Consider the following 24,851-nt stretch of genomic DNA (forward strand, 5'->3'; position numbering starts at 1 on the left):
CAGCGATCCTGCGTGAACACGCAGCTCTTCGTGCTTGTCGCCCGTCGGCGTCGGTTCCTACCGTGGTGTCACCCCCCAGTCACCAATCGTGAGTGAAGCGGAGGAACCCCTCTGTGACCGACTCCCGTGTGCCGCGCCGGCGGCGCTTCCTGGTCTGCGAACCCAGACACTTCGCCGTGCAGTACGCGATCAACCCGTGGATGCGTCCCGACCGACCGGTCGACGTCATCCGCGCCCTGGACCAGTGGCAGGCGCTGGTCGACGCCTACCGCGCCCACGGCCACACCGTCGAGAGCGTCAAGCCGGTGCCCGGCCTGCCCGACATGGTCTTCGCCGCCAACGCGGCGGTCGTCGTCGAGGGCCGGGTCCTCGGCTCCCTCTTCCACGCGCCCGAACGCCGCCCCGAGTCCGTGCCCTACGAGGCGTGGTTCAAGGGCCAGGGCTTCGACGTCCACCATCCGGAGTCCGTGTGCGAGGGCGAGGGCGACCTGGTCCCGGCCGGGCGATGGATCCTCGCCGGTACGGGCTTTCGCACCACCCCGCAGGCGCACCGGGAGGCGCAGGAGTTCTTCGGCGTGCCGGTGATCTCCCTGACGCTGGTGGACCCGTACTTCTACCACTTGGACACGGCACTCTTCGTGCTCGACGAGGACAATGTGGCGTACCACCCCGACGCGTTCTCGCCGGGCAGCCGCGAGGTGCTGGCCCGGCTGTATCCGGACGCGGTGATCGCCACCCGGGAGGACGCCATGGCCTTCGGGCTGAACTCCGTCTCCGACGGCCGTCACGTGTTCATCTCACCGGGGGCGACGGGCCTGGCGGCCCAGCTGGCCGACCGCGGCTACGTCCCCGTCCCCGTCGACCTGTCCGAGTTCCACAAGGCCGGCGGCGGCATCAAGTGCTGCACCCAGGAGATCCGGGAGACCCGCTCATGACCGCACCCGCCCGTACCCGCAGCTCGGCGGAGCTGATCCGGGCCGAGGAGCCCGTCCTCGCGCACAACTACCACCCGCTGCCCGTGGTCGTCGCCCGGGCGGAGGGCGCCTGGGTGGAGGACGTCGAGGGCCGCCGCTATCTCGACATGCTGGCCGGCTACTCGGCCCTCAACTTCGGTCACCGCCACCCGGCGCTGATCGAGGCCGCGCACCGCCAGCTGGACCGGCTGACGCTGACCTCGCGCGCCTTCCACAACGACCGCCTGGCGGGCTTCGCCGAGCGCCTGGCGGCGCTGACCGGCACGGAGATGGTGCTGCCGATGAACACCGGCGCCGAGGCGGTGGAGAGCGGCATCAAGGTGGCCCGCAAGTGGGCGTACGACGTCAAGGGCGTGCCGGAGGACCGGGCGACGATCGTGGTCGCCGCCGACAACTTCCACGGCCGCACGACGACGATCGTCGGCTTCTCCACCGACGAGGTAGCCCGGCGGGGCTTCGGCCCCTTCGCGCCCGGTTTCCGGATCGTGCCGTACAACGACCTGGCGGCGCTCGAGGAGGCGGTCGACGAGACGACGGCGGCCGTGCTGATCGAGCCGATCCAGGGCGAGGCCGGGGTGATCGTCCCCGACGACGGCTATCTGGCGGGCGTGCGGGAGCTGACCCGGCGCGCGGGCTGTCTGTTCGTCGCGGACGAGGTCCAGTCGGGCCTGGGCCGCACCGGGCGCACCCTGGCCGTCGAGCACGAGTCGGTGGTGCCGGACGTGGTGCTGCTCGGCAAGGCGCTGGGCGGCGGCATCGTCCCGGTGTCGGCGGTGGTCGGCAGCCGGGAGGTGCTCGGCGTGCTGCATCCGGGCGAGCACGGCTCCACGTTCGGCGGCAATCCGCTGGCCGCCGCCGTCGGCACCGCCGTGGTGGAGCTGCTGGAGACCGGCGAGTTCCAGCGCCGGGCGGACGAGCTGGGCGCGGTGCTGCGCGACGGGCTGGCCGCGCTGACCGGCAAGGGTGTCGTCGGCTTCCGGGCGCGCGGGCTGTGGGCCGGCGTCGACGTGGACCCGGCGCTCGGCACCGGCCGTGAGGTGAGCGAGCGCCTGATGCGGGAGGGCGTCCTGGTCAAGGACACCCACGGCTCGACGATCCGGATCGCCCCGCCGCTGACCATCACCGAGGAGGAGCTGCGGGAGGCGCTGGGGACGCTGGAGAAGGTGCTCACCGCCTGAGGCGGGAGCCCGGGGACGGGCGGCTCACGGACAGCCGTCCCCGGCCGCGCACCACCGAACGCACATCACCGAACGGCTCGGCCCTCCCGGTCGAGCCGTTCGACGTGTGCGACGTTCCCCCGGTCCTCGGCGTCGGTGCCGGGCTCGCCGGCGAACCAGGCGTCGAGGATCTCCGTGAGCAGCGGCCCGGACGTGGTCCGCAGGCTGAGCGCCAGGACGTTGGCGTCGTTCCAGCGGCGGGCCCCGTCCGCCGTGTACGCGTCCGCGCACAGCGCCGCCCGGACGCCGGGCACCTTGTTCGCGGCGATCGACGCGCCGGTGCCGGTCCAGCAGCACACCACCGCCTGGTCGGCCGCACCCTCGGCGACGTCGCGTGCCGCCCGTTCGGAGCAGACCGCCCACTGGGGGTCCGCCCCGGGACGCAGGGCGCCGTGCGTGCGCACCTCGTGGCCCCGTCCGCGCAGTTCCTCGACGAGCAGGCGGGCCACGGGTTCGTCCATGTCGGACGAGACGGAGATCCGCATGCTCCCGAGCGTACACATCGGCCGGCCGATCGCTGAGCCCTATGAGTGAACCCTGCATTTTGTGGCAGATGCTGTTGGAAAGCTGATGAACGAGCATAAGTTCCGTTTGGAGCGCTATGCCCCCGGAAAGGAACGCAGCCACGTCCCCCAGCGACAACGGGCCCGTGCCCGACTCCGCAGCGATCAAGCGCCATCCGCTGCTCTTCCGCGCCATCAAGCGCCGGCAGAACCCCCGCCTCCGCCGGTCGGACATCACGGTGACGGACGAGCGGGCGGTCAAGCGCGCGGTGAAGGCGGCCTCTCTCGGCAACGCCATGGAGTGGTTCGACTTCGGCATCTACGCCTATCTGGCCGGCACCCTCGGCCGGGTCTTCTTCCCGTCCGGGAACGAGACGGCGCAGTTGCTGTCGTCGTTCGCCACCTTCGCCGTGGCCTTCCTGGTCCGGCCGCTCGGCGGCATGGTCTTCGGGCCCATGGGCGACAAGATCGGCCGCAAGAAGGTCCTGGCGCTGACGATGATCCTCATGGCGGTCGGCACGGCCTCGATCGGGCTGATCCCGAGCTACGCCACCATCGGCTTCTGGGCCCCGGTGCTCCTGATCGCCTTCCGGCTGCTCCAGGGCTTCTCCACCGGCGGCGAGTACGGCGGCGCGTCCACGTTCATCGCGGAGTACGCCCCGGACAAGCGGCGCGGCTTCTTCGGCAGCTTCCTGGAGCTGGGGACGCTCGCCGGCTACACGGGCGCGGCCGGTCTGGTGACGGCGCTGACCGCCTGGCTCGGGCAGGACACGATGGACGCCTGGGGCTGGCGCGTCCCGTTCCTGGTCGCGGGGCCGCTGGGCCTCATCGGTATCTACCTGCGGCTGAAGCTGGACGACACCCCCGCCTATCTGAAGCTGGAGGAGGGCAACGTCCACGTCTCGGAGGCCGCGGACACGGTGGAGACCACCGCCCGGGGCGACCTGGCGAGGATCTTCCGGGAGCAGTGGCGCACGCTGCTGCTGTGCATCGCGCTGGTCGGCGCGTACAACATCACCGACTACATGCTGCTGTCGTACATGCCGACGTACCTCTCGGACGAGCTGCACTACTCGGAGACGCACGGTCTGCTGATCCTGGTGGCCACGATGGTGGTGCTGATGCTGGTCATCAACCAGATCGGCCGGCTCTCCGACCGGTACGGCCGCAAGCCGCTGCTGATGACCGGGATGCTGGGCTTCTTCGTGCTGTCCGTCCCGGCGTTCGTGCTGGTGCAGCAGGGCAGCCTGCTCGCCGTCTCGGCCGGCATGCTGATGCTCGGTCTGTCCCTGGTCTGCCTGCTCGGGACCATGTCGGCGTCGCTGCCGGCCATGTTCCCGACCGCGGTGCGCTACGGGTCCCTGTCGGTCGGCTACAACCTGTCGGCGTCGCTGTTCGGCGGCACCACCCCGCTGGTCATCACCGCCCTGATCAGCGCGACCGGCTCGGACATGATGCCGGCGTACTACGCGATGGCCGCGGCCCTGGTCGGGGTCGTCGCGGTGGCCTGTATGAAGGAGACCGCGCAGCAGCCGCTGGCGGGCTCCCCGCCCTCGGTGCAGACCGAGGAGGAGGCGGCGGAACTCGTGGAGTCGCAGACTCCGGTCCCGAGGTTCTGAGGGTCCCGCGCCTGGCCGGGCCGGTGCCGGTGACGTCCTGGGGCACCGGCATTAGCCTGCCCCCAGAGCGCGGTCGCTCAGGGCCGCGGGTGCACGGGGACCACGGCGGAGTGAGGGGCGCGCCATGTTCTACTACCTGCTCAAGTACGTGCTGCTGGGCCCGCTGCTGCGCCTGGTCTTCCGGCCGCGGATCGAGGGGCTGGGCCACGTTCCGTCCTCGGGCCCGGCGATCGTGGCCGGCAACCACCTGTCGTTCTCGGACCACTTCCTCATGCCCGCGGTGCTCAGGCGCCGGATCACCTTTCTCGCCAAGGCGGAGTACTTCACCGGTCCCGGCCTCAAGGGGCGGCTCACGGCGTTCTTCTTCCGCAGCGCCGGGCAGATCCCCGTCGACCGCTCCGGCAAGGACGCGGGGCGGGCCGCGATCAGGGAGGGCCTCGGCGTGCTGGGCCGGGGCGAGCTGCTCGGCATCTACCCGGAGGGGACCCGCTCGCACGACGGGCGGCTGTACAAGGGCAAGGTCGGCGTGGCGGTGATGGCGCTGAAGGCGGGCGTGCCGGTCGTGCCCTGCGCGATGATCGGCACCTTCGAGGCACAGCCGCCGGGCAAGGTGGTCCCGCGCCTGCACCCCGTGGTGATCCGTTTCGGGGAGCCCCTGGACTTCTCCCGCTATGCCGGCATGGAGCACGAGAAGGCGGTGCTGCGCGCCGTCACCGACGAGATCATGTACGCGATCCTGGAGCTGTCCGGGCAGGAGTACGTGGACCGGTACGCGGCCGTCGTCAAGGCCGAGGAGGCGGAACGGGCGGCGGCGGGGCGCCGCTTCCCGCGGCTGCCGCTGCGCTGATCCGCCGACAACGAAGACGAAGGCGGGAGCGATGGCAGGGGCGGGAGCGATGGCGGGGGCGGGGAAACGTACGGCGGCCCGCCTTCCGCCGTGGTCGCGGCTTCGGCGTGGCATGCGGCGCGCAGGTCACGTCACGGCGGTGCGGTGCGGACGACGGTGTGGACGACGGTGCCGCACGGCCGTCAGCCGGAGTGGTGCCCGTCGAGTCGGGCCAGCCCCTCGTCCAGCAGCCGCCGCAGCCGCAGCGCGTCCGGCGCCACGGCCGTCACCAGGGCGGCCGGTCCGGCCAGCGGCAGCACCGCAGCGCCCTCCCCCAGGACGTGTGCCGCGGGCGGTGCGGTGCCGAACTCCGGGCGTACGACGACCAGTTGGCCGACGGCTCGGTGTCCCGCCAGCCCGGCCGGGCCGTCCCAGCCGCCCGGCGCCCCGGGGCCGAGGGCCAGTTCCTGGTCGAGCACGCACCGCCCGGCGATCCGTACGGAAAGCCGGCTGCCGAGCCGCCCCGGCCGCTCGCCGGCCCGGCCGAGCACCTGTTCCTCGCGCAGCACGAGCCGGGCTGTGGCGGCGAGGTCGACGCGTGTGGTGGTGTACAGCTCGCTGTCGCCCGTGGAGATCAACTGCTCGGGTGTCCAGTGCAGTTCGCCTCCGTCGGCGACGCCGATCCGGACGTCGTGGCGGGCCTCGCCCTTGCGCGGGCCGGGCAGCGCGATGGTGGCGGCGGCCGACCCGACGCGCAGCCGGGCGCCCTCGGCGACGTCCACCTCGACGGCGAGGCGGTCGCCGCCGAGCGGCCCGCTCATGGCGCCGACCAGCATCACCCGGGCCTCGGCGCCGCTCCCCCGGGTCCGCCGGACCGCGAGCGGCCCCTGGCCCTCCAGCACGGGCAGCGACGTACCGCCCCGCCCGTCACCGCGGGCGACGATCCGCGCCGTCGCCCGCACGCCGCCCGGAGTGCTCATGCCGACGCCCACACCGCGAGGCGCTCCCGCACCCAGTCGGCGACGTCCCGCACCCCGCTTCCGGCCCGCAGCGACTGGAGCACGACCGGCAGTTCACCACGCTGCGCCTTGGCGTCGGCGGCCATCCGCCCGAGGTCCGAGCCGACGTGGGGCGCGAGGTCGGTCTTGTTGACGACGAGGAGGTCGGCGGTGGTGACGCCGGGTCCGCCCTTGCGCGGGATGTCGTCGCCGCCGGCCACGTCGATGACGAAGATCTGCGCGTCGACGAGGCCCTTGGAGAAGGTGGCGGTGAGGTTGTCGCCGCCGGACTCCACCAGGATCAGGTCCAGCGGCCCGACCTCCTCCTCCAGGTCCTCGACGGCCTCCAGGTTGGCGGAGATGTCGTCGCGGATGGCGGTGTGCGGGCAGGCCCCCGTCTCCACGGCGGCGATCCGCTCGGGCGGCAGCACGGCCTCGCGGAGCAGGAACTCGGCGTCCTCCCGGGTGTAGATGTCGTTGGTCACGACGGCGAGCGACAACTCCTCGCGCAGCGCCCGGCACAGGGCGGCGACGGTCGCGGTCTTCCCGGACCCGACGGGCCCGCCGAGCCCGATCCGCAGAGCCCGCCGGCTCCCGTCGGGCCGCCGGGCGTCGGCGCTGAGGGCGGCGGGGGCGGAGTGGGCGTGGTCGAGGTGCATGGAACGGCTCCTGATCGACTGACCTGGTGAATTCAGCCCGTCCGGCGCTCGAGGACGAGGCCGTCCAGGCCGAGGCGGGGATCCGGGGGCGGCAGCCCCCGGGTTCGGGACGGGAAGGGGCGGCGGGGGCGAGGAGGCTACGACGCGAACAACCGCACACCCCACCCCGCATGCCCCTCCGCCGCGATCTCCAGCAGCGGCGCGGACGCGGAGGGCAGCGCGTCGACCCCGCCGGCCGCGCACTCCCGACCCGCCTCCACCGCCCGGCCGGCCACCCGGTCCGTCTCGGCCGCCAGCCGCGCCAGCACCCCCGTCGCGGCGAACGGGTCCAGACTCAGCAGCCGCACCGCCGCCGTCGCGGGCCCGCCCACGCTCTCGTAGGCCGCGCAGTACGCGGCGTCCTCGGGGCCCAGCCCGGCACCGCGGGCCGTCACCCCGAGCACCACCGGCTGGTGCGCGCCCTTGGGGAACCGACGGGCCAGGGCGTCGAGTTCAGCGGACGGCCAGACCGCCCGCGCGGCGCGTGCCAGCTGCCGCCCGAGCCGCCGCGCGGCGACCCGCAGCGCGGGCGACGGCGTCCGTGCGTCCGCCGCCGCGTCCAGCTCCCCCGGGTCGACGCCGAGAGCGGCGCTCGCGGCGAGCGAGGCCGACACCAGTCCCGTCGTGTGCAGCCGGCCCCGGCAGAACTCCGCGAGGCTCGCCGCGTCGGTGACCCGCCCGGCCCGCACGGCCGCCTCGACCCCGCCGGAGTGCGCGTGCCCGCCGGCGGGGAAGCGCCCGTCGGCCAGGACCAGCAGCGTCGCCCGTGACATCAGAAGAGGAAGTAGCGCTGGGCCATCGGAAGTTCCGTGGCGGGCTCCGCCTCCACCAGCTCGCCGTCGATGTGCACGGCGAAGCTGTCGGGGTCGATCCGCACGTCGGGCCGCGCGTCGTTCTCCCGCATGTCGGCCTTGGTGACGGCGCGGGTGGACGCGATCGGTACATAGCGCTTGCCGAGCGGCAGCCGCTCGGCGAGCCCGTCCTCGATCGCCGCGCCGGCGACGAAGTTGACCGAGTTGGCGGCCGGCGCCCGGCCGATCGCCCCGTACATCGGCCGCGGCAGGATCGGCTGCGGCGTCGGGATGGAGGCGTTGGCGTCGCCCATCTGCGCGTACGCGATCTGCCCGCCCTTGAGGACGAGCAGCGGCTTGACGCCGAAGAACGCCGGTTCCCACAGCACCAGGTCGGCGAGCTTGCCGGTCTCGACGGAGCCGATCTCGCGGGCGAGGCCCTGCGCGAGGGCCGGGTTGATCGTGTATTTGGCGACATAGCGGCGGACGCGCCGGTTGTCCGCGCGGCCGTCGCCGGGCAGCGCGCCGCGCCGCCGCTTCATCACATGGGCCGTCTGCCAGGTCCGCATGATCACCTCGCCGACCCGGCCCATGGCCTGGGAGTCGGAGGAGATGATCGAGATCGCGCCCAGGTCGTGCAGCACGTCCTCGGCGCCGATCGTGGAGGGCCGGATGCGGGACTCGGCGAAGGCCAGGTCCTCGGGCACCGCCGGATTGAGGTGGTGGCAGACCATCAGCATGTCGAGGTGCTCCTCGACGGTGTTGACGGTGAACGGCCGGGTCGGGTTGGTGGAGCTGGGCAGCACGTGCGCCTCGGAGACCACGGTCATGATGTCGGGGGCGTGGCCGCCGCCCGCTCCCTCGGTGTGGTAGGCGTGGATGCCGCGTCCGCCGATCGCGGCGAGCGTGTCGCCCACGAACCCGGCCTCGTTGAGGGTGTCCGTGTGGATCGCGACCTGGACGCCGGTGCGGTCGGCGACGGTGAGGGCCGCGTCGATGGCGGCCGGGGTCGCGCCCCAGTCCTCGTGGATCTTCAGGCCCACGGCGCCGCCGCGGATCTGGGAGAGCATCGCCTCGTGCGAGACGGTGTTGCCCTTGCCGAGCAGGCCGATGTTGACGGGGTGGGCCTCCATCGCCTCCAGCATCCGGGCCAGGTGCCAGGGGCCCGGGGTGACGGTGGTGGCCTTCGAGCCCTCGGCGGGTCCCGTGCCGCCGCCGACCAGCGTGGTGACGCCGGAGGCCAGCGCCTCGTCGGCGATCTGCGGGCAGATGAAGTGGACGTGCGCGTCGACGGCCCCGGCGGTCAGGATCCGCCCGTTGCCGGCGATGACCTCGGTCTCCGGTCCGATGACCAGGTCGGGGTGGACGCCGTCCATGGTGTCGGGGTTGCCGGCCTTGCCGATGCCGGTGATCCGGCCGTCGCGGATGCCGACGTCGGCCTTGACGACGCCCCAGTGGTCGACGATCACCACGCCGGTGACGACGGTGTCCGGGGTGCCGTCGGCCCGGGTGGCGCGGGACTGGCCCATCGACTCCCGGATGACCTTGCCGCCGCCGAACACGGCCTCCTCACCGGCGCGTCCGGGCCCGCCGGCGAGGTCCTCCTCGATCTCGACGAGCAGGTCGGTGTCGGCGAGCCGGACGCGGTCGCCGGTGGTGGGGCCGAACAGGTCGGCGTAGGCGGCGCGGGAGAGTTCAGGCATCGAGGGCACCTCCGGTCTCGCCACGCAGTCCCGGCACGACGCGCGCTCCGGCCACGGGGACCAGTTCGACCTCGACGGGGATGCCGGGCTCGAAGCGTACGGCCGTGCCGGCGGCGACGTTGAGCCGCTTGCCGCGCGCCGCGGCGCGGTCGAACTCCAGGCCGGGGTTGGCCTCGGCGAAGTGGTAGTGGGAGCCGACCTGGACGGGCCGGTCGGCGGCGTTGAGGACGGTCAGCCGGGTGACGTCGCGGCCCTCGTTGCAGACGATCGGCCCGTCGGCGTGAAGGATCTCTCCGGGGATCACGGCACGGGCCTCTCAGACGATCGGATCGTGGACGGTGACGAGCTTGGTGCCGTCGGGGAAGGTCGCCTCGACCTGGACGTCGCGGATCATCTCCGGGACGCCGTCCATGACGTCGTCGCGGGTGAGCAGCGTGCGGCCGGAGGACATCAACTCGGTGACGGTGCGGCCGTCCCGGGCGCCTTCGAGGATGTGCGAGGTGATGAGGGCGACGGCCTCGGGGTGGTTGAGCCGCACGCCGCGGGCGCGGCGCTTCTCGGCCACGTCGGCCGCCACATGGATCAGCAGCCGTTCCTGTTCGTGCGGGGTCAGTTGCACGTGCCACCTCACAGTCGTCGCTCCGGGCCGTGCGGGCCCGGTTGCCGCGGCCACGGACGACAGTGAACGCGCAGGTGGCCGGGTCGGCAGGCTAGTCGCGCCTGGTTTCGGTCACGTTAACCCGGCGAAGATCCATTTCAGTTGCCCCGGGCTCCTTCTTGATCCGTTCTTTGTACGCTCATGAGCGCCCGCAGACCATCGCGGAGCACGCTCTCCGCCGGCTCGCCGAACAGGACGGTCTGGACGGCGTAGCCCTGCACGAGGGCGATCATCGCCCGGGCCAGGGCGTCGGGGTCGGAGCCGGCGGGCATCAGCCCGGCCTCCCGGTAGCTCTCGGCGACCTTGACCCAGGCCGCGCGGACCGTGCGGAAGCCCTCCTCCAGCAGGGCCGCCAGCTCCGGATTGCGCACCGTCTCGACCCAGACCTGCATCATCAGGCGCGGGAACATCCACTCGCCGCTCTCCAGGGTGACCGGCCGCGACTCCCTCATGTGCGTCAGGGTCCGGGCGATGAGGACGTCGGGGGTGGGCGGCGGGCTCTCGCCGGCGGCACGCTCGTACATGTCCCGCACCACGCCGAGGACTTCGGTCACGATCGCGGCGATCAGCTCGTCCTTGCCCTTGAAGTAGCGGTAGACGGCACCCGCGGACAGCCCCGTCTCCTGGAGCACGTCCTGCATCGACGTGGCATGGAAGCCGTTGCGCGCGAAGCACAGGGCCGCGCCGTCGAGGATCTGCCGGCGGCGGGCGTCGAGGTGTTCCTGGGATACACGGGCCATGGCCACAACTTAAAACGAACGTTCCTTCTTGACAAGGAGCCGGAGACGCAGGACGGTGGAGTCACCCAAAACGAACGATCCTTCTTTTTAGCGGAGGAGCACGCCATGCCCCCGTCACCGCCCCCTTCTCCCTCGCCGTCGGCCTCCCCGTCACCGCAGGCCGCTCGGTCGCCGTCGGCGTCGCCCGTCCCCGGTCGTCGCGCCGTCGGTGTCGTCCTCCTCCTGGTCCCGGCGCTGGTCGCCCTGGCGCTGTGGGCCTTCGCGTGGCCCGCCGTCCGGACCGCACCCCGGGACCTGCCGCTCGGCGTGGCGGGTCCGGCCACCGCCGTCGCCCAGGTGGAGCAGCGGCTCGGCGAGCGGGAGGGCGCCTTCGAGGTCCACCGCTACGCCGACGAGGCCGCCGCCCGTGACGCCGTCGAGGACCGGACGGTGTACGGCGCGGTCGTCGTCACCGATCAGGGCCCGAAGCTGCTCACCGCGTCCGCGGCGAGCCCCGCCGTCGCCCAGCTGCTCCAGCAGGCCGTGGCGGAGCAGGCGGCCGGCGCCGGCACCGAGGTGCGGACGGTCGACGTGGTGGCCGCCCCCGCGTCGGACCCGCGGGGCGCCGCCCTGAGCGCGAGCGTGCTGCCGCTCGCCCTGGCCGGGATCGCCACCGGCGCCGGGGTGACGTTGCTGGGGCTGCGCGGGGTGCGCGCGGTGGCCGTGCTCACCGGCGCCGCCGCCCTGGTCGGAGTGGTCGCCGCCGCGATCGCGCACGGCTGGCTGGAGGCGCTCGGCGGAAGCTGGTGGGCCGTGGCCGGGGTGCTCGGGCTGGCGACGCTGGCCGCCGCCGGGGCGGTGGCCGGCCTCGGGGCGCTGCTGGGGCGGCCCGGTGTCGGGCTGGGCGCGTTCCTGGTGATGCTGCTGGGCAACCCGTTCTCCGGCGCGGCCTCGGCGCCGGAGCTGCTGCCCGAGCCGGTGGGGACGGTCGGCCAGTGGCTGCCGCCGGGCGCGGGTGTGCAGCTGCTGCGCTCGGTGTCGTTCTTCGACGGCGCGGCGGCCACCGGACCGGCGCTCACCCTGGCCTGGTGGGCGCTGCTGGGTCTGGGCGCGGTGCTGCTGGGCGAGGCGCTCCGCGGCCGGACGCGCCGTACGGTCCCCGCGGCCGGGGAACGGGAGCCGGCCCCCGCGGGCTGACCCCGGCGCCCGGCCCACGGCCCCGACGCCGCCCCCGTCCCGTCACGGACCCGGTCCCGTCATGGCCCCGACCTGGCCACCGCCAGGGCCGGGGCCACTGCCTGCGCCGGCGCCACCGGCACGCCCACAGCCGCCAGCACACCCGCCGGCACGGGCACAGCCGCCGCACCGGCACGGCCGCCCGCGCCGACAGGAGCGTCGGCACCGGCACACCCGCCCGCACCGACACAGCCGTCGGCGCGGGCACGGCCGCCGGTGCGGGCCCGGCCAACGTACGAGCCGCTCTACGCCCACCGCCCCGGAGGGAACTCGGGGCCGCCGGTGCCTGCGGGCGAGGTCAGGTGGGGTCCGGCCCCCGGTGCTCCGCCGCGATGCCGAAGCGCTGCCGGGGGCGCTCACCAGGGGCGGCGGGAGCGGCGGGAGCGTCCCCGAGCCGGGAGGCCGAGGTGACGACCTGGTCGTCGGAGGACTCGGGCAGTGCCTCCAGGCGCTGGAGGTCGGCGGCGGAGACGAGGGCGACGAGAGGCTTGCCGTGCCGCGTCACGACGACGCGTTCACCGCCGTACACCACGCGGTTGATCAGCTCGGCGAGTTCAGCCCCGGCTTGCGTCACCGGAATCCCGTAGGCCATGTGACCGGCTTACGGCGGCGGTCGTGGCGGCCCGGCTGCGCCGGACGGCCCCGCGCAGGACCATGGAACCCGGGGTGCGGGCGGCACACCGGCGGGCTCAGGAGGTCCCCATGGCAGGCGAACCGTCGTTCTTCGAACTGGGTGTGGCGGACCCCGAGCGGGGGCGCGCCTTCTACGGCGCGCTGTTCGGCTGGGACCTGGAGCCGGGCCCCGCGGGCCGCGGCTTCTCCATCGGCACCACCGGACTTCCGGGCGGGATGCACGGCGGCGACCCCGCGGCGTCCCCCTGTCTCTTCTTCCGGGTCGACGACCTGGACGCCGCCGTGGCGAGGGTGCGCGAGCTGGGCGGGTCGGTGCAGGACGTGGGCGAGGAGGGCGAGGAGGACGCCGCGTCGGAGGCGCGGTTCGGCCGCTTCACGCTCTGCCGGGACGACCAGGGCTCGTGGTTCGGGCTGCACGAGCCGCCCGCGGGCCGCTGAGCCGGTCTCCACACCGTCGGCTTGCCGGCGGACCGTTGGAGACCACGTGCCTGGGCCGGCCGAGTCCTGCGCGGCCGTGCTGCTCGCCGCGGGCACGCCGGGAAAGCGGGCCGTGCTCCCGGGCGCGCGCGTGGTGCTGCGACAGCCCGCGGTCACCGCACCGCTGGAGGGCCGGGCGAGCGACATCGCCATCCGGGCCGACGAGTTGACGCGGGTCCGCGCCCGGCTGGAGGAGATGCTCGTACGGCATACCGGCCGCACCCTTGAGCAGGTGCGCGCGGACCTCGAGAGGGACACGGTCCTCGACGCCCGACAGGCGCTGGAGTACGGCCTGGTGGACCACATCGTGGACCGGCCGCCCGGGCGTGCGCCCCGCCCCGGGCACGAGGTGAGCCGCCGACGCCCCAACGGGTCGCCCTGCCCCCGGAGAGCGGCAGTTGACGCATCCTCGGGTCCCGTGGGCCGGGGCGCCCCGCGGCAGCGACGAAACGGACCAAACGGCTGACCCTCTTTCGGCGTAGAAATATCTAGTTTTTCCGGGGCATCCGGGTTGCGTCCCCCGCCCGGCCAAGCGTCGGCGCCGGCCCCTTCGTTGCTGGTCGAGCGGTCCTCGGGGACCCCGCCACCACTGCGACCGCCCCGGCGTCCACCCGAACGGGCGAGCGGTGAGTAACAACACATATCCCCGGTTCCGTTGGGATTTTCCGACTTCGGTGGAGCAAGATCCGGACTGACGACAAGCCCCCGCCGCAGCGGTGGGGCGGTCCGGGCGGACGCCGAGTCCTGCCGCCGTCCGGACGACCGGTCGACAGGAGTGGATCGGCAGGAGTGGAGGACCCGAGCACGACGGGTCGCCGGAACGGCCGCCTCCGTGGTGGAGGTGCCGGACCGAGCAGCCCTTGGGGTGAAGCCGCAGTCATGCGGCCGGGCAACTTCGCCAGCCCGAATCCGACAGGTCATCCTTCACAGGCGGCTGACGAAGGGTTGCGCATGACCGCGCTCAATCGTGTCCCGTCTCTCATGGCCCGGGCCGGTACGGCCTCGGCCCTCACCCTCGCCGCCGTCGGCGGCTCCCTCGTGGTCCCCGGCGCCGCCTCCGAGGCCGCCGCCGCGAGCCACGCCACCAAGGCGCTGAACGTGGCGGCCTCCAAGAAGGGCTCCCCGTACCAGTACGGGGCCACCGGGCCCCACCGGTTCGACTGCTCAGGGCTGACGCTCTACTCGTTCAAGAAGGCCGGCAAGAAGCTGCCACGCACCGCCGCCCAGCAGTACAACAAGACCCGCCACATCTCCGCGAAGAACCGCAAGGCCGGGGACCTGGTCTTCTTCCACTCGGGCCGGAGCGTGTACCACGTCGGGATCTACGCCGGGAAGGGCAGGATCTGGCACGCCCCGAAGACCGGGGACGTGGTGCGGCTGCAGAAGATCTGGAGCAAGAGCGTCTGGTACGGACGCGTCAAGTGACCTGCCGCCGCCCGAGGGGGTGACGGTCACTCACGCCACCGGTCACCCCCTCGGGCGCGCGGCCCGGTCCCGTCCAGGGCAGCTCGATGGAGATGGTCTTGCCGCCCTCCCGCGTGGGCCTGATCCGCAGCTTGCCGCCGCACTCCGCCGTCAACCAGCGGATGATCACCATGCCCCGGCCGTTGTCCTGCTGGACGGCGGCCGGCAGCCGTTTGGGGAAGCGGGGGTGGCTGTCGGTGACGCCGACGCGCAGCCGCTCGTCACGGTCGAGCGCGAGGTCGACCGTGAAGGTCGGCGACTGCCCCAGCGTGTGCTGGACGGCGTTGGTGGCCAGCTCGGACACGATGAGCCGGATGGTGTCGGACACGTCCGTGTCCGCGGGCAGACCCCACTCCGCCAGGGTTCCCACCACGTAGGTGCGGGCGGCGGAGACCGAGGCGGGATCGCTCGGCAGAGTGACGGATGCTTCCAGATGGTCTGCCATGGCGACGTCGCCCCTTTCCCACGGGACCGGAGTCCGACACGGAGCGGATGGTTCGAGTACGGTCCCGGACTGGTGCTTCGCCCGCCAGACTGCCATCACCACACCGGTGAAGGGTGGCGATCCGCCAAGATATGCATATATCTGTCGCTCGAAGCGGTGAACTCTGCGACGGCAGACCGTATTTGGGCGGCTCATCAGGAGTAGAGGAGTGGCCCATGCAGCACGGTCCCGTGGTGCGCCGCCGGAAGCTGGGTGCCGAGCTGCGTGCGCTGCGCACCTCGGCCGGCATCACCAGCGGTGAGGCGGCGCGGCTGGTGGGCTGGCACCAGTCGAAGGTGAGCCGGATCGAGACCGGCACCAGCGGGACGAAACCGGCCGATGTGCGGTTACTGCTGGACGCCTACGGCGTGACCGACGCCCAGTTGCGGGAGCTGCTGCTGATGCTCGCGGGAGACGGCGGGGACGGCGGCCGGCACGACTGGTGGCACGCCTACCGCGGGGTGCTGCCGCCCACCTATCGGGACTTCATCAGCCTGGAGTCCCAGGCGAGCGCCATGCGCACCCTGGAGACGACGGTCGTGCCGGGGCTCCTCCAGACACCGGAGTACGCCCGCGCGGTGACGCGGGCCGCCGTGGACGGACTGCCGGAGGAGCGGCTGGACGCCCTGGTGGAGGTGCGGCTGGCCCGTCAGGTGGTGCTGCGGGAGGACCCGCCGCTGCGGCTGGACGCCGTGCTGGACGAGGCGGTGCTGCGCCGCGAGGTCGGCGGACCCGGTGTGATGGCCCGCCAGTTGCAGCGGCTGGTGGCGGCGGCCCGGCTGCCCCATGTGCGGCTTCAAGTGCTCCCGTTCGCCGCCGGGGCGCACATCGGCGTCACCGGACCTTTCGTAATCTTCTCATTTTCGAGCACTTCTGATCTGGACGTGGTTGTTCTCGACCACTTGACGCGTAGCCTTCATCTCGAACGGAAAGAAGACCTAGAGGCCTACACCGAGGCCTTCAACGCCCTTCGCAATCACGCCCTTTCGCCCGACGACTCGTTGGATTACATCGCCGCGACAGCGGCCGGCGCGTAAGGAGGCCACCATGACCGCACTGCCCAGGAACGTCACCTCCAGTACCCGACTGCACGGCGTGCGGTGGCTGCGCAGCAGCTACAGCACCGGAGCCAACAACTGCGTGGAGACCGCCCGGCCGGCGGCCGGCCCCTGGGCCGGACTGCTCGCCGTGCGCGACTCCAAGGACCCGGCCGGACCCGCGCTGCTCTTCTCCCCCGAGAGCTGGACGGAGTTCACCACCGGCCTGCGCACCCGCTAGGACAGGACGACAGCCACCGGGCGACGCACGGCCGTGCCCCGCCGACTCATGGCCGCGTTTCGCCGATCACCCGTACAGCGCGTTCGATCTGGTCCCCGGAGAGGTCCGCACGGGCCGTCAGCCTCAGCCGTGACACACCGTCGGGCACGGAGGGCGGACGGAAACAGCCCACGGCCAGGCCCGCGGCGCGGCAGTCCGCCGCCCACCGCACGGCCCCCTCCGGGGAAGGCGCGCGCACGGACACCACCGCGGCGTCGGGGCGCACCGCATCGAAGCCCGCGGCCGTGAGCCGTGCGTGGAGTTCGGCCGCCACCTCGCGGGCCCGGGCCGCCCGCCCGGGCTCGCGACGCAGCAGGCGCAGCGCCGCGAGCGCCGCGCCCGCCGCGGCCGGGGCCAGGCCCGTGTCGAAGATGAACGTCCGGGCGGCGTTGACCAGATGGTCGATCACCCGAGCCGGTCCGAGCACCGCGCCGCCCTGGCTGCCGAGCGACTTCGACAGCGTCACCGTGACGACGACGTCGTCGGCGCCCGCGAGTCCCGCCGCGTGCGGCGCGCCCCGGCCGCCGTCACCGAGCACCCCGAGACCGTGCGCGTCGTCCACCACCAGCCCGGCGCCGTGCTCACGGCACACCGCGGCCAGCGCGGCCAGCGGGGCGGCGTCGCCGTCGACGGAGAAGACCGTGTCGGAGACGGCGATCGCCGGTCCGTCGTGCGTCCCCAGCGCCTTGCCCACGGCCTGCGGGTCCGCGTGGGCCACGACCTGGGTGGTGCCGCGGGCCAGCCGGCAGCCGTCGATCAGGGAGGCGTGGTTGCCCGCGTCGGAGACGACGAGGGAGCCGTGCGGGGCCAGCGCGGTGACCGCGGCCAGATTGGCCGCGTACCCGGAGGAGAACACCAGCGCGGCCTCGGCACCGCAGAACGCGGCCAGTTCGCGCTCCAGCTCGGTGTGCAGCTCGGTCGTCCCGGTGACGAGCCGGGAGCCGGTGGCGCCGCCGCCCCAGACGCGCGCGGCCCCGGCGGCGGCCTGGGTGACCTCGGGGTGCCGGGCCAGGCCCAGGTAGTCGTTGCCGGCCAGGTCGAGGAGCGGGGAGCCGGCCGGACGCGGGCGCAGGCTCCGCACCAGGCCCGCGCGGCGGCGCAGCGCCGCCTGTTCGTCGATCCAGCCGAACGCCATGGGTCGGTCCTCCCCCGGACGGGTGTGCCGCCGGTGTCCTGTGGCGGTGAGCCGCCGGTGTTTTGTAGGCAGTGAACAGACACTAGCGGCACCGGTGGAGTCGCACGGTGTGGCGATACCCACACGGTGAACCGCCGGTGTTGTGCGAAGTCTCCTTGGCCCGGGGCCCCTGCGTAGGACAGGATCGGCTCTCATGGACCTGCTGAACACGCTGGTGGACAAGGGGCTGCGGCGCGAGCTGCCGACCCGCGAGGAGGCGCTGGCCGTCCTCGCGACTTCCGACGACGACCTGCTCGATGTGGTGGCCGCGGCCGGCAAGGTGCGCCGGCACTGGTTCGGCCGACGGGTGAAACTCAACTATCTCGTCAACCTCAAGTCCGGCCTGTGCCCGGAGGACTGCTCCTACTGCTCCCAGCGGCTCGGCTCCAAGGCCGAGATCCTGAAGTACACCTGGCTGAAGCCGGGCCAGGCCTCCGAGGCCGCCGCGGCGGGCGTGGCCGGCGGCGCCAAGCGGGTCTGCCTGGTGGCCAGCGGGCGCGGCCCGACCGACCGGGACGTGGACCGGGTCTCGGAGACGATCAGGACCATCAAGGAGCAGAACGACGGCGTCGAGGTGTGCGCCTGCCTGGGCCTGCTCTCCGACGGCCAGGCCGAACGGCTGCGCGAGGCGGGCGCGGACGCCTACAACCACAACCTCAACACGTCCGAGGCGACGTACGGGGAGATCACGACCACGCACACGTACGCCGACCGGGTGGACACGGTCCGCCGGGCGCACGAGGCGGGGCTGTCCGCCTGCTCCGGGCTGATCGCCGGCATGGGCGAGAGCGACGAGGACCTGGTCGACGTGGTGTACGCGCTGCGCGAGCTGGACCCGGACTCGGTGCCGGTGAACTTCCTGATCCCGATGGAGGGCACGCCGCTGGCCACGGAGTGGCACCTCACCCCGCAGCGGTGCCTGCGCATCCTGGCGATGGTGCGGTTCGTCTGCCCGGACGTGGAGGTGCGCATCGCGGGCGGGCGCGAGGTCCATCTGCGCACGATGCAGCCGCTCGCGCTGCACCTGGCCAACTCCATTTTCCTGGGCGACTACCTGACCAGCGAGGGGCAGGCGGGCAGGGCCGATCTGGAGATGATCGCGGACGCGGGCTTCGAGGTGGAGGGCGCCGACCAGGTGACGCTCCCGGAGCACCGCGCGGGCGGCGGCTGCGGCTCGCACGAGACCGGCGGGGGCTGCGGTGCGCACGAGACCGCGGGCTGCGGCTCGCACGGCACCGGTGGGGGCTGCGGCTCGCACGAGAGCGGTGGTGTCTGCGGGTCCGCCCCGGCCGCCGCACGGCCCGAGGAGCCGCGTACGGACCTGGTCGCGGTGCGCCGCAGGGGCGCCGGGACGGATCTCGCGCCCAATGCCTGAGCCGAAGCTGAGCGTGGACGACCTGCTCGCGCTGGACCGGCGGCACGTCTGGCACCCCTACGGACCGATGCCCGGCCGGCAGGAGCCGCTGGTCGTGGAGTCGGCGAGCGGGGTGCGGCTGCGGCTCGCCGACGGCACCGGCGAGCTGGTCGACGGCATGTCGTCGTGGTGGTCGGCGATCCACGGCTACAACCACCCGGTGCTCAACGAGGCCGCGCGCACCCAGCTGGGGCGGATGAGCCACGTCATGTTCGGCGGGCTCACCCACGAGCCCGCCGTGCGGCTGGCGAAACTCCTCGTCGACGTCTCCCCGGAGGGCCTGGAGCACGTGTTCCTCGCCGACTCCGGATCGGTGTCGGTCGAGGTCGCGGCGAAGATGTGCCTCCAGTACTGGCGCTCCCTCGGCCGCCCGGGCAAGCGGCGGATGCTGACCTGGCGGGGCGGCTACCACGGCGACACCTGGCAGCCGATGTCGGTGTGCGACCCCGAGGGCGGCATGCACGAGCTGTGGAGCGGCGTGCTGCCCCGCCAGATCTTCGCGGACGCGCCGCCCGCCGCCTACGAGGAGGCGTACGCGGAGCATCTGCGCGCGATGGTCGCCCAGCACGCCGACGAGCTGGCCGCGGTGATCGTCGAGCCGGTGGTGCAGGGCGCGGGCGGGATGCGGTTCCACTCCCCCGCGTATCTGCGCGTGCTGCGCGAGGCGTGCGACGCGCACGACGTACTGCTGGTGTTCGACGAGATCGCGACCGGCTTCGGCCGCACCGGCGCGCTGTTCGCGGCGGAGCACGCGGCGGTGACCCCGGACGTGATGTGCCTGGGCAAGGCGCTCACCGGCGGCTATCTGACGCTGGCCGCCACGCTGTGCACCTCGCGGGTGGCCGACGGCATCTCGCGCGGCGAGGTGCCGGTGCTGGCGCACGGGCCGACGTTCATGGGCAATCCGCTGGCGGCGGCCGTGGCGTGCGCGTCGATCGAGCTGCTGCTCGGCCAGGACTGGCGCACCGAGGTCAAACGGATCGAGACCGGCCTGCGCGACGGGCTGGCGCCCGCGGCCGGGCTGCCGCACGTGACGGACGTCCGGGTGCTGGGGGCGATCGGGGTGGTGCAGCTCGACCACGCCGTGGACATGAAGGCGGCGACGGAGGCGGCCGTGCGCGAGGGCGTGTGGCTGCGGCCGTTCCGCGACCTGATCTACACCATGCCGCCGTACGTCACGAGCGACCCGGACGTGGCGGCGATCGCGCGTGCCGTGTGCGCGGCGGCACGGGAGGGATGAGATGCCGGTACTGGTGATCACGGGCACGGGCACGGAGGTCGGCAAGACGGTGGTGACGGCCGCCGTGGCCGCGACCGCGGTGGCGGCCGGCCGGTCGGTGGCCGTGCTGAAGGCGGCGCAGACGGGCGTCGCCCCGGACGAGCCGGGCGACGCGCAGGAGGTCGCGCGTCTGGCGGGTCCGGTGACGACGGCGGAACTCGCCCGGTACCCCGAGCCGTTGGCGCCGGCGACGGCGGCGCGCCGGGCCGGGCGGGCACCGGTGCATCCGCGGGACGTGGCGGACGCCGCGGCCAAGCTGGCCACCGAGCACGACCTGGTGCTGGTCGAGGGCGCGGGCGGGCTGCTCGTGCGGTTCGACGCGGCGGGCGGGACGCTGGCGGACGCCGCCGCGCTCCTGGGGGCGCCGGTGCTGGTCGTCGCGGCGGCGGGCCTGGGGACGCTGAACACCACCGAGCTGACGACGCGGGAGCTGCGGGCCCGGGGGCTGGAGCCGGCCGGCGTCGTCATCGGCAGCTGGCCCGAGGCACCGGACCTCGCCTCGCGCTGCAACCTCGCCGACCTCCCGGACGTCAGCGGCGCGCCCCTGCTCGGCGCGGTCCCCGCCGGTGCCGGGTCGCTGGCCCCGGACGCCTTCCGGGCGGCGGCGCCGCTCTGGCTGGCGCCCCGGCTGGAGGGCACGTGGGACGCGGAGGCGTTCCGGGTCCGTCAGGCGCCCTGACCGGCGGGGCGTGAAGCGGTGCCCGGCAGCGGGGGTGCGCCGGGGCGGTACGGGGGACAATCGCGGTAAGGCGCCGCCTCGTGAGGGAGGTCCCATGCCGTTCCTGTCCGCCCGCTCCGGCCCGGTGCCGCGGGACGCCGTGCACCACCCGCTGTTCGCCCGCTGCTACGCCCGGTTCAGTGTCCGCGCCGAGACCGGCATGGGCATGGGCCCGCTGCGCGACCGGATGCTGGCCGGGCTGTCGGGGCGGGTCATCGAGGTCGGCGCGGGCAACGGTCTGAACTTCGCGCACTACCCGGGCGGCGTCTCGGAGGTCGTCGCCATCGAACCGGAGCGCCTGCTGCGGCAGTTGGCCGTGGAGTCGGCCGTGCGCTCCCAGGTGCCGGTGGACGTGGTGCCGGGCGCGGCCGAGGCGCTGCCGGTCAAGAGCGAGGCCTTCGACGCGGCCGTACTGTCCCTGGTGCTGTGCAGCGTCCGGGACGTGCCGCGGGCGCTGGCGGAGGTGCGGCGGGTGCTGCGGCCGGGCGGCGAGGTGCGGTTCCTGGAGCACGGCCGGGGCGGCGGACGGGCGATGGTCCTCACCCAGCGTGCCCTGGACCGGACGGTGTGGCCGCCCCTGTCCGGCGGCTGCCACCTCTCCCGGGAGCCGGTCACGGCCCTGCGGAGGGCCGGCTTCACGCTGGGCCCCTACCGGCGGGTCCTGGTACCGGAGCAGGGACCACGGCTGCCCAGCTCCTACTGCGTGCTGGGCACGGCGTGGCGGACGCCGGACGGGGAGTAGACGCGTCGCGGCCCGCGTACCCGGGGTCCGGCGGCGGCCGGTCCCGCTCCGGGTACCGCCGCACCTGACGGGGGAACAGGCGCGGGAAGCCCCCCATCGTGCCGGAGCCGCCCATCGTGCCGGTGGGGACCGTCGGGCAGGTGGCGGAGGGGGCGCGGGCCCCGGCGGAGCGGGCACGGTCCCGGCGGAGCGGGCACGGTCCCGGTGGAGCGGGCACGGTCCCGGCGGGAGCGCTGCGGGTTCTCGTACCCGACCGTCCAGATGCCGGAATTCCGCTTCCGCGGCCTCGCCCCGGTGATGGGATCACCCCATGACCGAACTGCTTGTACGGGCCGCCGGGCCCGAGGACCTGGACGCGGTGCTGGCCTTCTGGAAGACGGCCGCCGAGGGCACGAGCATCAGCGACGACCGGGACGGCGTGGAGCGGCTGGTCGCCCGCGATCCCGAGGCGCTGATCCTCGCCGAGCGGGGCGGCGAGCTGGTGGGCACGGTGATCGCGGGCTTCGACGGCTGGCGCTGCCATCTGTACCGGCTGGCGGTGCGTCCGGACCACCGCCGGCAGGGGATCGCCTCGGCGCTGCTGGCCGCCGCGGAGGAGCGCTTCGTACGGCTCGGGGGCCGGCGCGGCGACGCGATGGTGCTGGTGCGCAACGAACAGGCGCAGCACGCTTGGCGGGCCGCCGGGTACACGCCGGAGGAGCGGTGGCGGCGCTGGGTCAAGCCCCTGGCCGGGTAGCGGCCGTCGGGCGCCGGGACACCGTCCGGCCCCCGACAGCGCGCGGTCCGCCCCGCCCTGGCCGATCATGGGACGGAGGTGAACCGATGACCGAAGTGCTCCTGCTCCTGGTGGCGATCCTGCTGTCGCTGGCCTGCGGTGCCTTCGTCGCGGCGGAGTTCTCCCTGACCACCGTCGAGCGCGGCGAGCTGGAACGGGCCGCGGCACGCGGGGACCGGGGCGCGCCGGGCGCCCTGAAGGCGGTGCGGAACCTGACGTTCGAGCTGTCGGGGGCGCAGCTGGGCATCACGGTGACCAACCTGGTCGTCGGCATGCTCGCCGAGCCGTCGGTCGCCGCGCTGATCGCGGGCCCGCTGCGGGACCTGGGGGTGTCCCGGTCGGTCGCCTCCTCGCTGGCCCTGGTGCTGGGCACGGCGCTGTCGACGGTGGTGCTGATGGTGGTCGGCGAGCTGGTGCCGAAGAACTGGGCGATCTCCTCGCCGCTCGCGGTGGCACGCCGGGTCGGCAACCCGCTGCGCTGGTTCAGCATCGTCTTCCGCCCCTTCATCACCCATCTGAACAACACGGCCAACCGCATCGTGCGCCGGCTCGGCGTGGAGCCGGCCGAGGAGCTGGCGTCCGCGCGCGGCCCGCAGGAGCTGGCCGCGCTGGCCCGGCACTCGGCGAAGGAGGGCGCGCTGGAGGCGGACACGGCCGAGCTGTTCGTGCGGACGCTGAACCTCGCCGACCTCACCGCGGAGAACGTGATGACGCCGCGCGTGCAGGTCATCGCCCTCGACGACCGGGCGACGTGCGAGGACGTGGCGAACGCGACCCGGGCGACCGGCCTTTCCCGGTTCCCCGTCTACCGGGAGAGCCTCGACACGGTCGTCGGCACCGCCCACATCAAGGACGTGCTGGCGGTACCGGCCGAGCGCCGGCCGCGGGTGGCCGTGGCCGAGCTGATGCGCGAGCCGCTCCTGGTGCCGGAGACGCTCACCGTCGACCGGCTCCTGGACCGGCTGTCCGGGCGGCGCACGATGGCCGTCGTCATCGACGAGTACGGCGGGACGGCGGGGGTGGCGACGCTGGAGGACATCGTGGAGGAGGTCGTCGGCGAGGTGCGCGACGAGCACGATCCGCACGAGACGCCCGAGCTGGATCCGGCCGGCACCGACGAGCGCGGTCGCGCGCTGTACCGGGCCGACGGCGCCGCCCGGGTGGACCGGCTGGCCCGGCTCGGCTTCCGGGTGCCCGAGGGGCCGTACGAGACGCTGGCCGGGCTGGTCGCGGCCGGGCTGGGGCGGATCCCCGAGGCGGGCGACACCGTGGAGGTGGCCGGCTGGCGGCTGGACGTGGTGGACGCGACGGGCCGCCGGGCCGCCCGGGTGCTGCTGCACGCCCCGCTGGACGACACCGGGACCGGTGACGCAGAGGGGGCCGGGCGATGACCGCCGTACAGCTGCTGATCGGTCTGCTGACGCTGTTCCTCAACGCCTTCTTCGTCGGCGCGGAGTTCGCGCTGATCTCGGTGCGCCGCAGCCAGGTGGAGCCGTACGCCGAGGAGGGCGACCGGCGCGCCAAGAGCGTGCTGTGGGGGCTGAAACACGTCTCCGCCCTCATGGCGGCGGCCCAGCTGGGCATCACGCTGTGCACCCTGGTCCTGGGCATCGTCGCGGAGCCGGCGATCGCGCATCTGCTGGAGCCGGTGTTCCACGCCATGGGCGTGCCGTCCGGGGCCGGGCACGCGGTGTCGTTCGTGATCGCGCTGGCCCTCGCCACGTATCTGCACATGCTGCTCGGCGAGATGGTGCCGAAGAACGTCGCGGTGGCGGAGCCGGTGCGCAGCGCGCTGGCGCTGGGCCCGCCGCTGGTGGCGCTGGCACGGGCGCTGCGTCCGGTGATCTTCACCGTGAACGCCTTCGCGAACGCCCTGCTCAAGCTGCTCAGGGTGGAGACGAAGGACGAGGTCTCGGCGACGTTCACGGACCGGGAGCTGGCCCAGATCGTGAAGGACGCGAGCGAGGCCGGTCTCATCGACGACCGGGCCCAGGAGCGGCTGCACGACGCGCTGGAACTGGGGCGGCGGCCGGTGCGGGACGTGGTGCTGCCACTGGAGCGCGTCGTCCACGCGCGCGTGGGCGTCACTCCGGAGCAGTTGGAGCGGCTGTCGGCCCGGTCCGGGTTCTCCCGCTTCCCGGTGGTGGACGACGGGCGGCGGATCGTGGGCTACCTGCACGTGAAGGACGCCCTGGACGCCTCGCCGCGCGACGTGCCGTTCCGGCTGCGCGACATGCGGCCCATCGCGCGGGTGCGGGAGGCCACGCCGCTGGACGACGTGCTGACGGCGATGCGGGGCAGCCGCACGCATCTGGCGGCCGTCCTGGGGGCCGACGGGCGGCTCGCGGGCCTGGTGACCATGGAGGACGTGCTGCGGGAGCTGTTCGGGCAGCGGACGTGAGGCAGGGGCTCCGCCGGGGCGACCGACCGGC

The 24,851-nt window shown here is 73.8% G+C and carries 27 protein-coding genes, 1 pseudogene and 1 riboswitch; of the genes and pseudogenes, 17 read left to right on the forward strand and 11 right to left on the reverse strand.

Features of this window, described 5'->3' with window-relative positions:
- The first annotated feature begins 113 nt into the window (after positions 1-113).
- A complete protein-coding gene (ddaH, locus tag ACZ45Q_RS19885; protein ID WP_468262806.1) occupies positions 114-935 on the forward strand; it encodes a dimethylargininase in 822 nt (273 codons plus the stop codon).
- A complete protein-coding gene (gene rocD / locus ACZ45Q_RS19890; RefSeq protein ID WP_468262809.1) occupies positions 932-2,152 on the forward strand; it encodes an ornithine--oxo-acid transaminase in 1,221 nt (406 codons plus the stop codon). The genes ddaH and rocD overlap by 4 nt, the downstream gene beginning before the upstream one ends.
- Positions 2,153-2,217: 65 nt before the next feature.
- Here the strand turns inward: rocD and ACZ45Q_RS19895 are convergent, their stop codons facing one another.
- Complete coding sequence (locus ACZ45Q_RS19895; RefSeq protein ID WP_468262812.1) at positions 2,218-2,676, reverse strand: RpiB/LacA/LacB family sugar-phosphate isomerase; 459 nt, start codon at positions 2,674-2,676, stop codon at positions 2,218-2,220.
- 116 nt (positions 2,677-2,792) lie between these two features.
- On the opposite strand from ACZ45Q_RS19895, the gene proP reads away from it, so the two are divergent.
- Together proP and ACZ45Q_RS19905 are read left to right on the forward strand one after the other, a co-directional pair.
- Positions 2,793-4,313: a glycine betaine/L-proline transporter ProP gene (proP, locus tag ACZ45Q_RS19900; protein WP_468262814.1), complete on the forward strand. Its 1,521-nt coding sequence runs from the start codon at positions 2,793-2,795 to the stop codon at positions 4,311-4,313.
- A gap of 124 nt (positions 4,314-4,437) precedes the next feature.
- Positions 4,438-5,160, forward strand: coding sequence for a lysophospholipid acyltransferase family protein (locus tag ACZ45Q_RS19905; RefSeq protein WP_468262817.1), 723 nt, complete (start codon positions 4,438-4,440; stop codon positions 5,158-5,160).
- 182 nt (positions 5,161-5,342) lie between these two features.
- Here the strand turns inward: ACZ45Q_RS19905 and ACZ45Q_RS19910 are convergent, their stop codons facing one another.
- The 7 genes from ACZ45Q_RS19910 to ACZ45Q_RS19940 form a co-directional block, all read right to left on the reverse strand.
- Positions 5,343-6,119, reverse strand: a complete 777-nt coding sequence (locus tag ACZ45Q_RS19910) for an urease accessory protein UreD (RefSeq protein ID WP_468262820.1) — start codon at positions 6,117-6,119, stop codon at positions 5,343-5,345.
- Positions 6,116-6,796, reverse strand: a complete 681-nt coding sequence (gene ureG / locus ACZ45Q_RS19915) for an urease accessory protein UreG (protein ID WP_468262823.1) — start codon at positions 6,794-6,796, stop codon at positions 6,116-6,118. Before ureG ends, ACZ45Q_RS19910 begins: the two co-directional genes overlap by 4 nt.
- A gap of 137 nt (positions 6,797-6,933) precedes the next feature.
- Positions 6,934-7,608 carry an urease accessory protein UreF gene (locus tag ACZ45Q_RS19920; RefSeq protein WP_468262826.1) on the reverse strand — a complete coding sequence of 225 codons (675 nt, stop codon included), beginning with the start codon at positions 7,606-7,608 and terminating at the stop codon, positions 6,934-6,936.
- The gene (locus ACZ45Q_RS19925; protein ID WP_468262829.1) at positions 7,608-9,329 is read right to left on the reverse strand and encodes an urease subunit alpha; all 1,722 of its coding nucleotides are present in this window, start codon (positions 9,327-9,329) and stop codon (positions 7,608-7,610) included. The genes ACZ45Q_RS19920 and ACZ45Q_RS19925 overlap by 1 nt, the downstream gene beginning before the upstream one ends.
- Positions 9,322-9,633, reverse strand: a complete 312-nt coding sequence (locus ACZ45Q_RS19930) for an urease subunit beta (RefSeq protein ID WP_468262833.1) — start codon at positions 9,631-9,633, stop codon at positions 9,322-9,324. Before ACZ45Q_RS19930 ends, ACZ45Q_RS19925 begins: the two co-directional genes overlap by 8 nt.
- 12 nt (positions 9,634-9,645) lie before the next feature.
- A complete protein-coding gene (locus ACZ45Q_RS19935; protein ID WP_468262836.1) occupies positions 9,646-9,948 on the reverse strand; it encodes an urease subunit gamma in 303 nt (100 codons plus the stop codon).
- 137 nt (positions 9,949-10,085) lie between these two features.
- Positions 10,086-10,727, reverse strand: coding sequence for a TetR/AcrR family transcriptional regulator (locus ACZ45Q_RS19940; RefSeq protein WP_468262838.1), 642 nt, complete (start codon positions 10,725-10,727; stop codon positions 10,086-10,088).
- Positions 10,728-10,832: 105 nt separating this feature from the next.
- Between ACZ45Q_RS19940 and ACZ45Q_RS19945 the strand changes: the two genes are divergently transcribed.
- Positions 10,833-11,903: an ABC transporter permease gene (locus ACZ45Q_RS19945; protein ID WP_468262841.1), complete on the forward strand. Its 1,071-nt coding sequence runs from the start codon at positions 10,833-10,835 to the stop codon at positions 11,901-11,903.
- Between the two features lie 337 nt (positions 11,904-12,240).
- Here the strand turns inward: ACZ45Q_RS19945 and ACZ45Q_RS19950 are convergent, their stop codons facing one another.
- Positions 12,241-12,534 carry a type II toxin-antitoxin system Phd/YefM family antitoxin gene (locus ACZ45Q_RS19950; RefSeq protein WP_468262844.1) on the reverse strand — a complete coding sequence of 98 codons (294 nt, stop codon included), beginning with the start codon at positions 12,532-12,534 and terminating at the stop codon, positions 12,241-12,243.
- Between the two features lie 110 nt (positions 12,535-12,644).
- Here ACZ45Q_RS19950 and ACZ45Q_RS19955 point away from each other — a divergent pair, with 110 nt between their 5' ends.
- From ACZ45Q_RS19955 to ACZ45Q_RS19965, 3 genes and pseudogenes are all read left to right on the forward strand, one after another.
- Positions 12,645-13,013, forward strand: a complete 369-nt coding sequence (locus ACZ45Q_RS19955; protein ID WP_468262847.1) for a VOC family protein — start codon at positions 12,645-12,647, stop codon at positions 13,011-13,013.
- A gap of 41 nt (positions 13,014-13,054) precedes the next feature.
- A pseudogene (locus ACZ45Q_RS19960) lies at positions 13,055-13,410 on the forward strand (ClpP family protease); the annotation flags it as partial.
- Positions 13,411-13,855: 445 nt separating this feature from the next.
- Positions 13,856-14,000, forward strand: a riboswitch (cyclic di-AMP (ydaO/yuaA leader).
- A gap of 3 nt (positions 14,001-14,003) precedes the next feature.
- Positions 14,004-14,477, forward strand: a complete 474-nt coding sequence (locus ACZ45Q_RS19965; RefSeq protein ID WP_468262850.1) for a C40 family peptidase — start codon at positions 14,004-14,006, stop codon at positions 14,475-14,477.
- Here ACZ45Q_RS19965 and ACZ45Q_RS19970 read toward each other — a convergent pair.
- The gene (locus ACZ45Q_RS19970) at positions 14,470-14,961 is read right to left on the reverse strand and encodes an ATP-binding protein (RefSeq protein WP_468262853.1); all 492 of its coding nucleotides are present in this window, start codon (positions 14,959-14,961) and stop codon (positions 14,470-14,472) included. The genes ACZ45Q_RS19965 and ACZ45Q_RS19970 overlap by 8 nt on opposite strands.
- Positions 14,962-15,176: 215 nt before the next feature.
- Here ACZ45Q_RS19970 and ACZ45Q_RS19975 point away from each other — a divergent pair, with 215 nt between their 5' ends.
- Both ACZ45Q_RS19975 and ACZ45Q_RS19980 read left to right on the forward strand, forming a co-directional pair.
- Positions 15,177-16,037, forward strand: a complete 861-nt coding sequence (locus ACZ45Q_RS19975) for a helix-turn-helix domain-containing protein (protein WP_468262856.1) — start codon at positions 15,177-15,179, stop codon at positions 16,035-16,037.
- Between the two features lie 10 nt (positions 16,038-16,047).
- A complete protein-coding gene (locus tag ACZ45Q_RS19980) occupies positions 16,048-16,278 on the forward strand; it encodes a DUF397 domain-containing protein (RefSeq protein ID WP_468262859.1) in 231 nt (76 codons plus the stop codon).
- A gap of 46 nt (positions 16,279-16,324) precedes the next feature.
- Here ACZ45Q_RS19980 and ACZ45Q_RS19985 read toward each other — a convergent pair whose 3' ends face one another.
- Entirely contained in the window at positions 16,325-17,452 is a 1,128-nt protein-coding gene (locus ACZ45Q_RS19985) for an 8-amino-7-oxononanoate synthase (protein ID WP_468262861.1), read from the reverse strand.
- A 193-nt stretch (positions 17,453-17,645) separates the two neighbouring features.
- Between ACZ45Q_RS19985 and bioB the strand changes: the two genes are divergently transcribed.
- The 7 genes from bioB (at position 17,646) to ACZ45Q_RS20020 (ending at position 24,820) form a co-directional block, all read left to right on the forward strand.
- Entirely contained in the window at positions 17,646-18,866 is a 1,221-nt protein-coding gene (bioB, locus tag ACZ45Q_RS19990; RefSeq protein WP_468262865.1) for a biotin synthase BioB, read from the forward strand.
- Positions 18,859-20,145: an adenosylmethionine--8-amino-7-oxononanoate transaminase gene (locus ACZ45Q_RS19995; protein ID WP_468262868.1), complete on the forward strand. Its 1,287-nt coding sequence runs from the start codon at positions 18,859-18,861 to the stop codon at positions 20,143-20,145. Before bioB ends, ACZ45Q_RS19995 begins: the two co-directional genes overlap by 8 nt.
- 1 nt (position 20,146) lies before the next feature.
- A complete protein-coding gene (bioD, locus tag ACZ45Q_RS20000) occupies positions 20,147-20,863 on the forward strand; it encodes a dethiobiotin synthase (RefSeq protein WP_468262871.1) in 717 nt (238 codons plus the stop codon).
- Positions 20,864-20,957: 94 nt separating this feature from the next.
- Positions 20,958-21,644, forward strand: coding sequence for a class I SAM-dependent methyltransferase (locus ACZ45Q_RS20005; RefSeq protein ID WP_468262874.1), 687 nt, complete (start codon positions 20,958-20,960; stop codon positions 21,642-21,644).
- Between the two features lie 310 nt (positions 21,645-21,954).
- Positions 21,955-22,380, forward strand: coding sequence for a GNAT family N-acetyltransferase (locus tag ACZ45Q_RS20010; protein WP_468262877.1), 426 nt, complete (start codon positions 21,955-21,957; stop codon positions 22,378-22,380).
- Between the two features lie 86 nt (positions 22,381-22,466).
- The gene (locus tag ACZ45Q_RS20015) at positions 22,467-23,810 is read left to right on the forward strand and encodes a hemolysin family protein (RefSeq protein WP_468262879.1); all 1,344 of its coding nucleotides are present in this window, start codon (positions 22,467-22,469) and stop codon (positions 23,808-23,810) included.
- Entirely contained in the window at positions 23,807-24,820 is a 1,014-nt protein-coding gene (locus tag ACZ45Q_RS20020) for a hemolysin family protein (RefSeq protein WP_468262881.1), read from the forward strand. Before ACZ45Q_RS20015 ends, ACZ45Q_RS20020 begins: the two co-directional genes overlap by 4 nt.
- Positions 24,821-24,851 lie beyond the last annotated feature (31 nt).

The organism is Streptomyces sp. NPDC031049, from assembly GCF_055571015.1.

Coding starts and splice junctions, on each gene's coding strand:
- rocD (WP_468262809.1), top strand. CDS start 932: ATGACCGCACCCGCCCGTACCCGCAGCTCGGCGGAGCTGATCCGGGCC.
- ACZ45Q_RS19895 (WP_468262812.1), bottom strand. CDS start 2,676: ATGCGGATCTCCGTCTCGTCCGACATGGACGAACCCGTGGCCCGCCTG.
- proP (WP_468262814.1), top strand. CDS start 2,793: ATGCCCCCGGAAAGGAACGCAGCCACGTCCCCCAGCGACAACGGGCCC.
- ACZ45Q_RS19905 (WP_468262817.1), top strand. CDS start 4,438: ATGTTCTACTACCTGCTCAAGTACGTGCTGCTGGGCCCGCTGCTGCGC.
- ACZ45Q_RS19910 (WP_468262820.1), bottom strand. CDS start 6,119: ATGAGCACTCCGGGCGGCGTGCGGGCGACGGCGCGGATCGTCGCCCGC.
- ureG (WP_468262823.1), bottom strand. CDS start 6,796: ATGCACCTCGACCACGCCCACTCCGCCCCCGCCGCCCTCAGCGCCGAC.
- ACZ45Q_RS19920 (WP_468262826.1), bottom strand. CDS start 7,608: ATGTCACGGGCGACGCTGCTGGTCCTGGCCGACGGGCGCTTCCCCGCC.
- ACZ45Q_RS19925 (WP_468262829.1), bottom strand. CDS start 9,329: ATGCCTGAACTCTCCCGCGCCGCCTACGCCGACCTGTTCGGCCCCACC.
- ACZ45Q_RS19940 (WP_468262838.1), bottom strand. CDS start 10,727: ATGGCCCGTGTATCCCAGGAACACCTCGACGCCCGCCGCCGGCAGATC.
- ACZ45Q_RS19945 (WP_468262841.1), top strand. CDS start 10,833: ATGCCCCCGTCACCGCCCCCTTCTCCCTCGCCGTCGGCCTCCCCGTCA.
- ACZ45Q_RS19950 (WP_468262844.1), bottom strand. CDS start 12,534: ATGGCCTACGGGATTCCGGTGACGCAAGCCGGGGCTGAACTCGCCGAG.
- ACZ45Q_RS19955 (WP_468262847.1), top strand. CDS start 12,645: ATGGCAGGCGAACCGTCGTTCTTCGAACTGGGTGTGGCGGACCCCGAG.
- ACZ45Q_RS19965 (WP_468262850.1), top strand. CDS start 14,004: ATGACCGCGCTCAATCGTGTCCCGTCTCTCATGGCCCGGGCCGGTACG.
- ACZ45Q_RS19970 (WP_468262853.1), bottom strand. CDS start 14,961: ATGGCAGACCATCTGGAAGCATCCGTCACTCTGCCGAGCGATCCCGCC.
- ACZ45Q_RS19975 (WP_468262856.1), top strand. CDS start 15,177: ATGCAGCACGGTCCCGTGGTGCGCCGCCGGAAGCTGGGTGCCGAGCTG.
- ACZ45Q_RS19980 (WP_468262859.1), top strand. CDS start 16,048: ATGACCGCACTGCCCAGGAACGTCACCTCCAGTACCCGACTGCACGGC.
- ACZ45Q_RS19985 (WP_468262861.1), bottom strand. CDS start 17,452: ATGGCGTTCGGCTGGATCGACGAACAGGCGGCGCTGCGCCGCCGCGCG.
- bioB (WP_468262865.1), top strand. CDS start 17,646: ATGGACCTGCTGAACACGCTGGTGGACAAGGGGCTGCGGCGCGAGCTG.
- ACZ45Q_RS19995 (WP_468262868.1), top strand. CDS start 18,859: ATGCCTGAGCCGAAGCTGAGCGTGGACGACCTGCTCGCGCTGGACCGG.
- bioD (WP_468262871.1), top strand. CDS start 20,147: ATGCCGGTACTGGTGATCACGGGCACGGGCACGGAGGTCGGCAAGACG.
- ACZ45Q_RS20005 (WP_468262874.1), top strand. CDS start 20,958: ATGCCGTTCCTGTCCGCCCGCTCCGGCCCGGTGCCGCGGGACGCCGTG.
- ACZ45Q_RS20010 (WP_468262877.1), top strand. CDS start 21,955: ATGACCGAACTGCTTGTACGGGCCGCCGGGCCCGAGGACCTGGACGCG.
- ACZ45Q_RS20015 (WP_468262879.1), top strand. CDS start 22,467: ATGACCGAAGTGCTCCTGCTCCTGGTGGCGATCCTGCTGTCGCTGGCC.
- ACZ45Q_RS20020 (WP_468262881.1), top strand. CDS start 23,807: ATGACCGCCGTACAGCTGCTGATCGGTCTGCTGACGCTGTTCCTCAAC.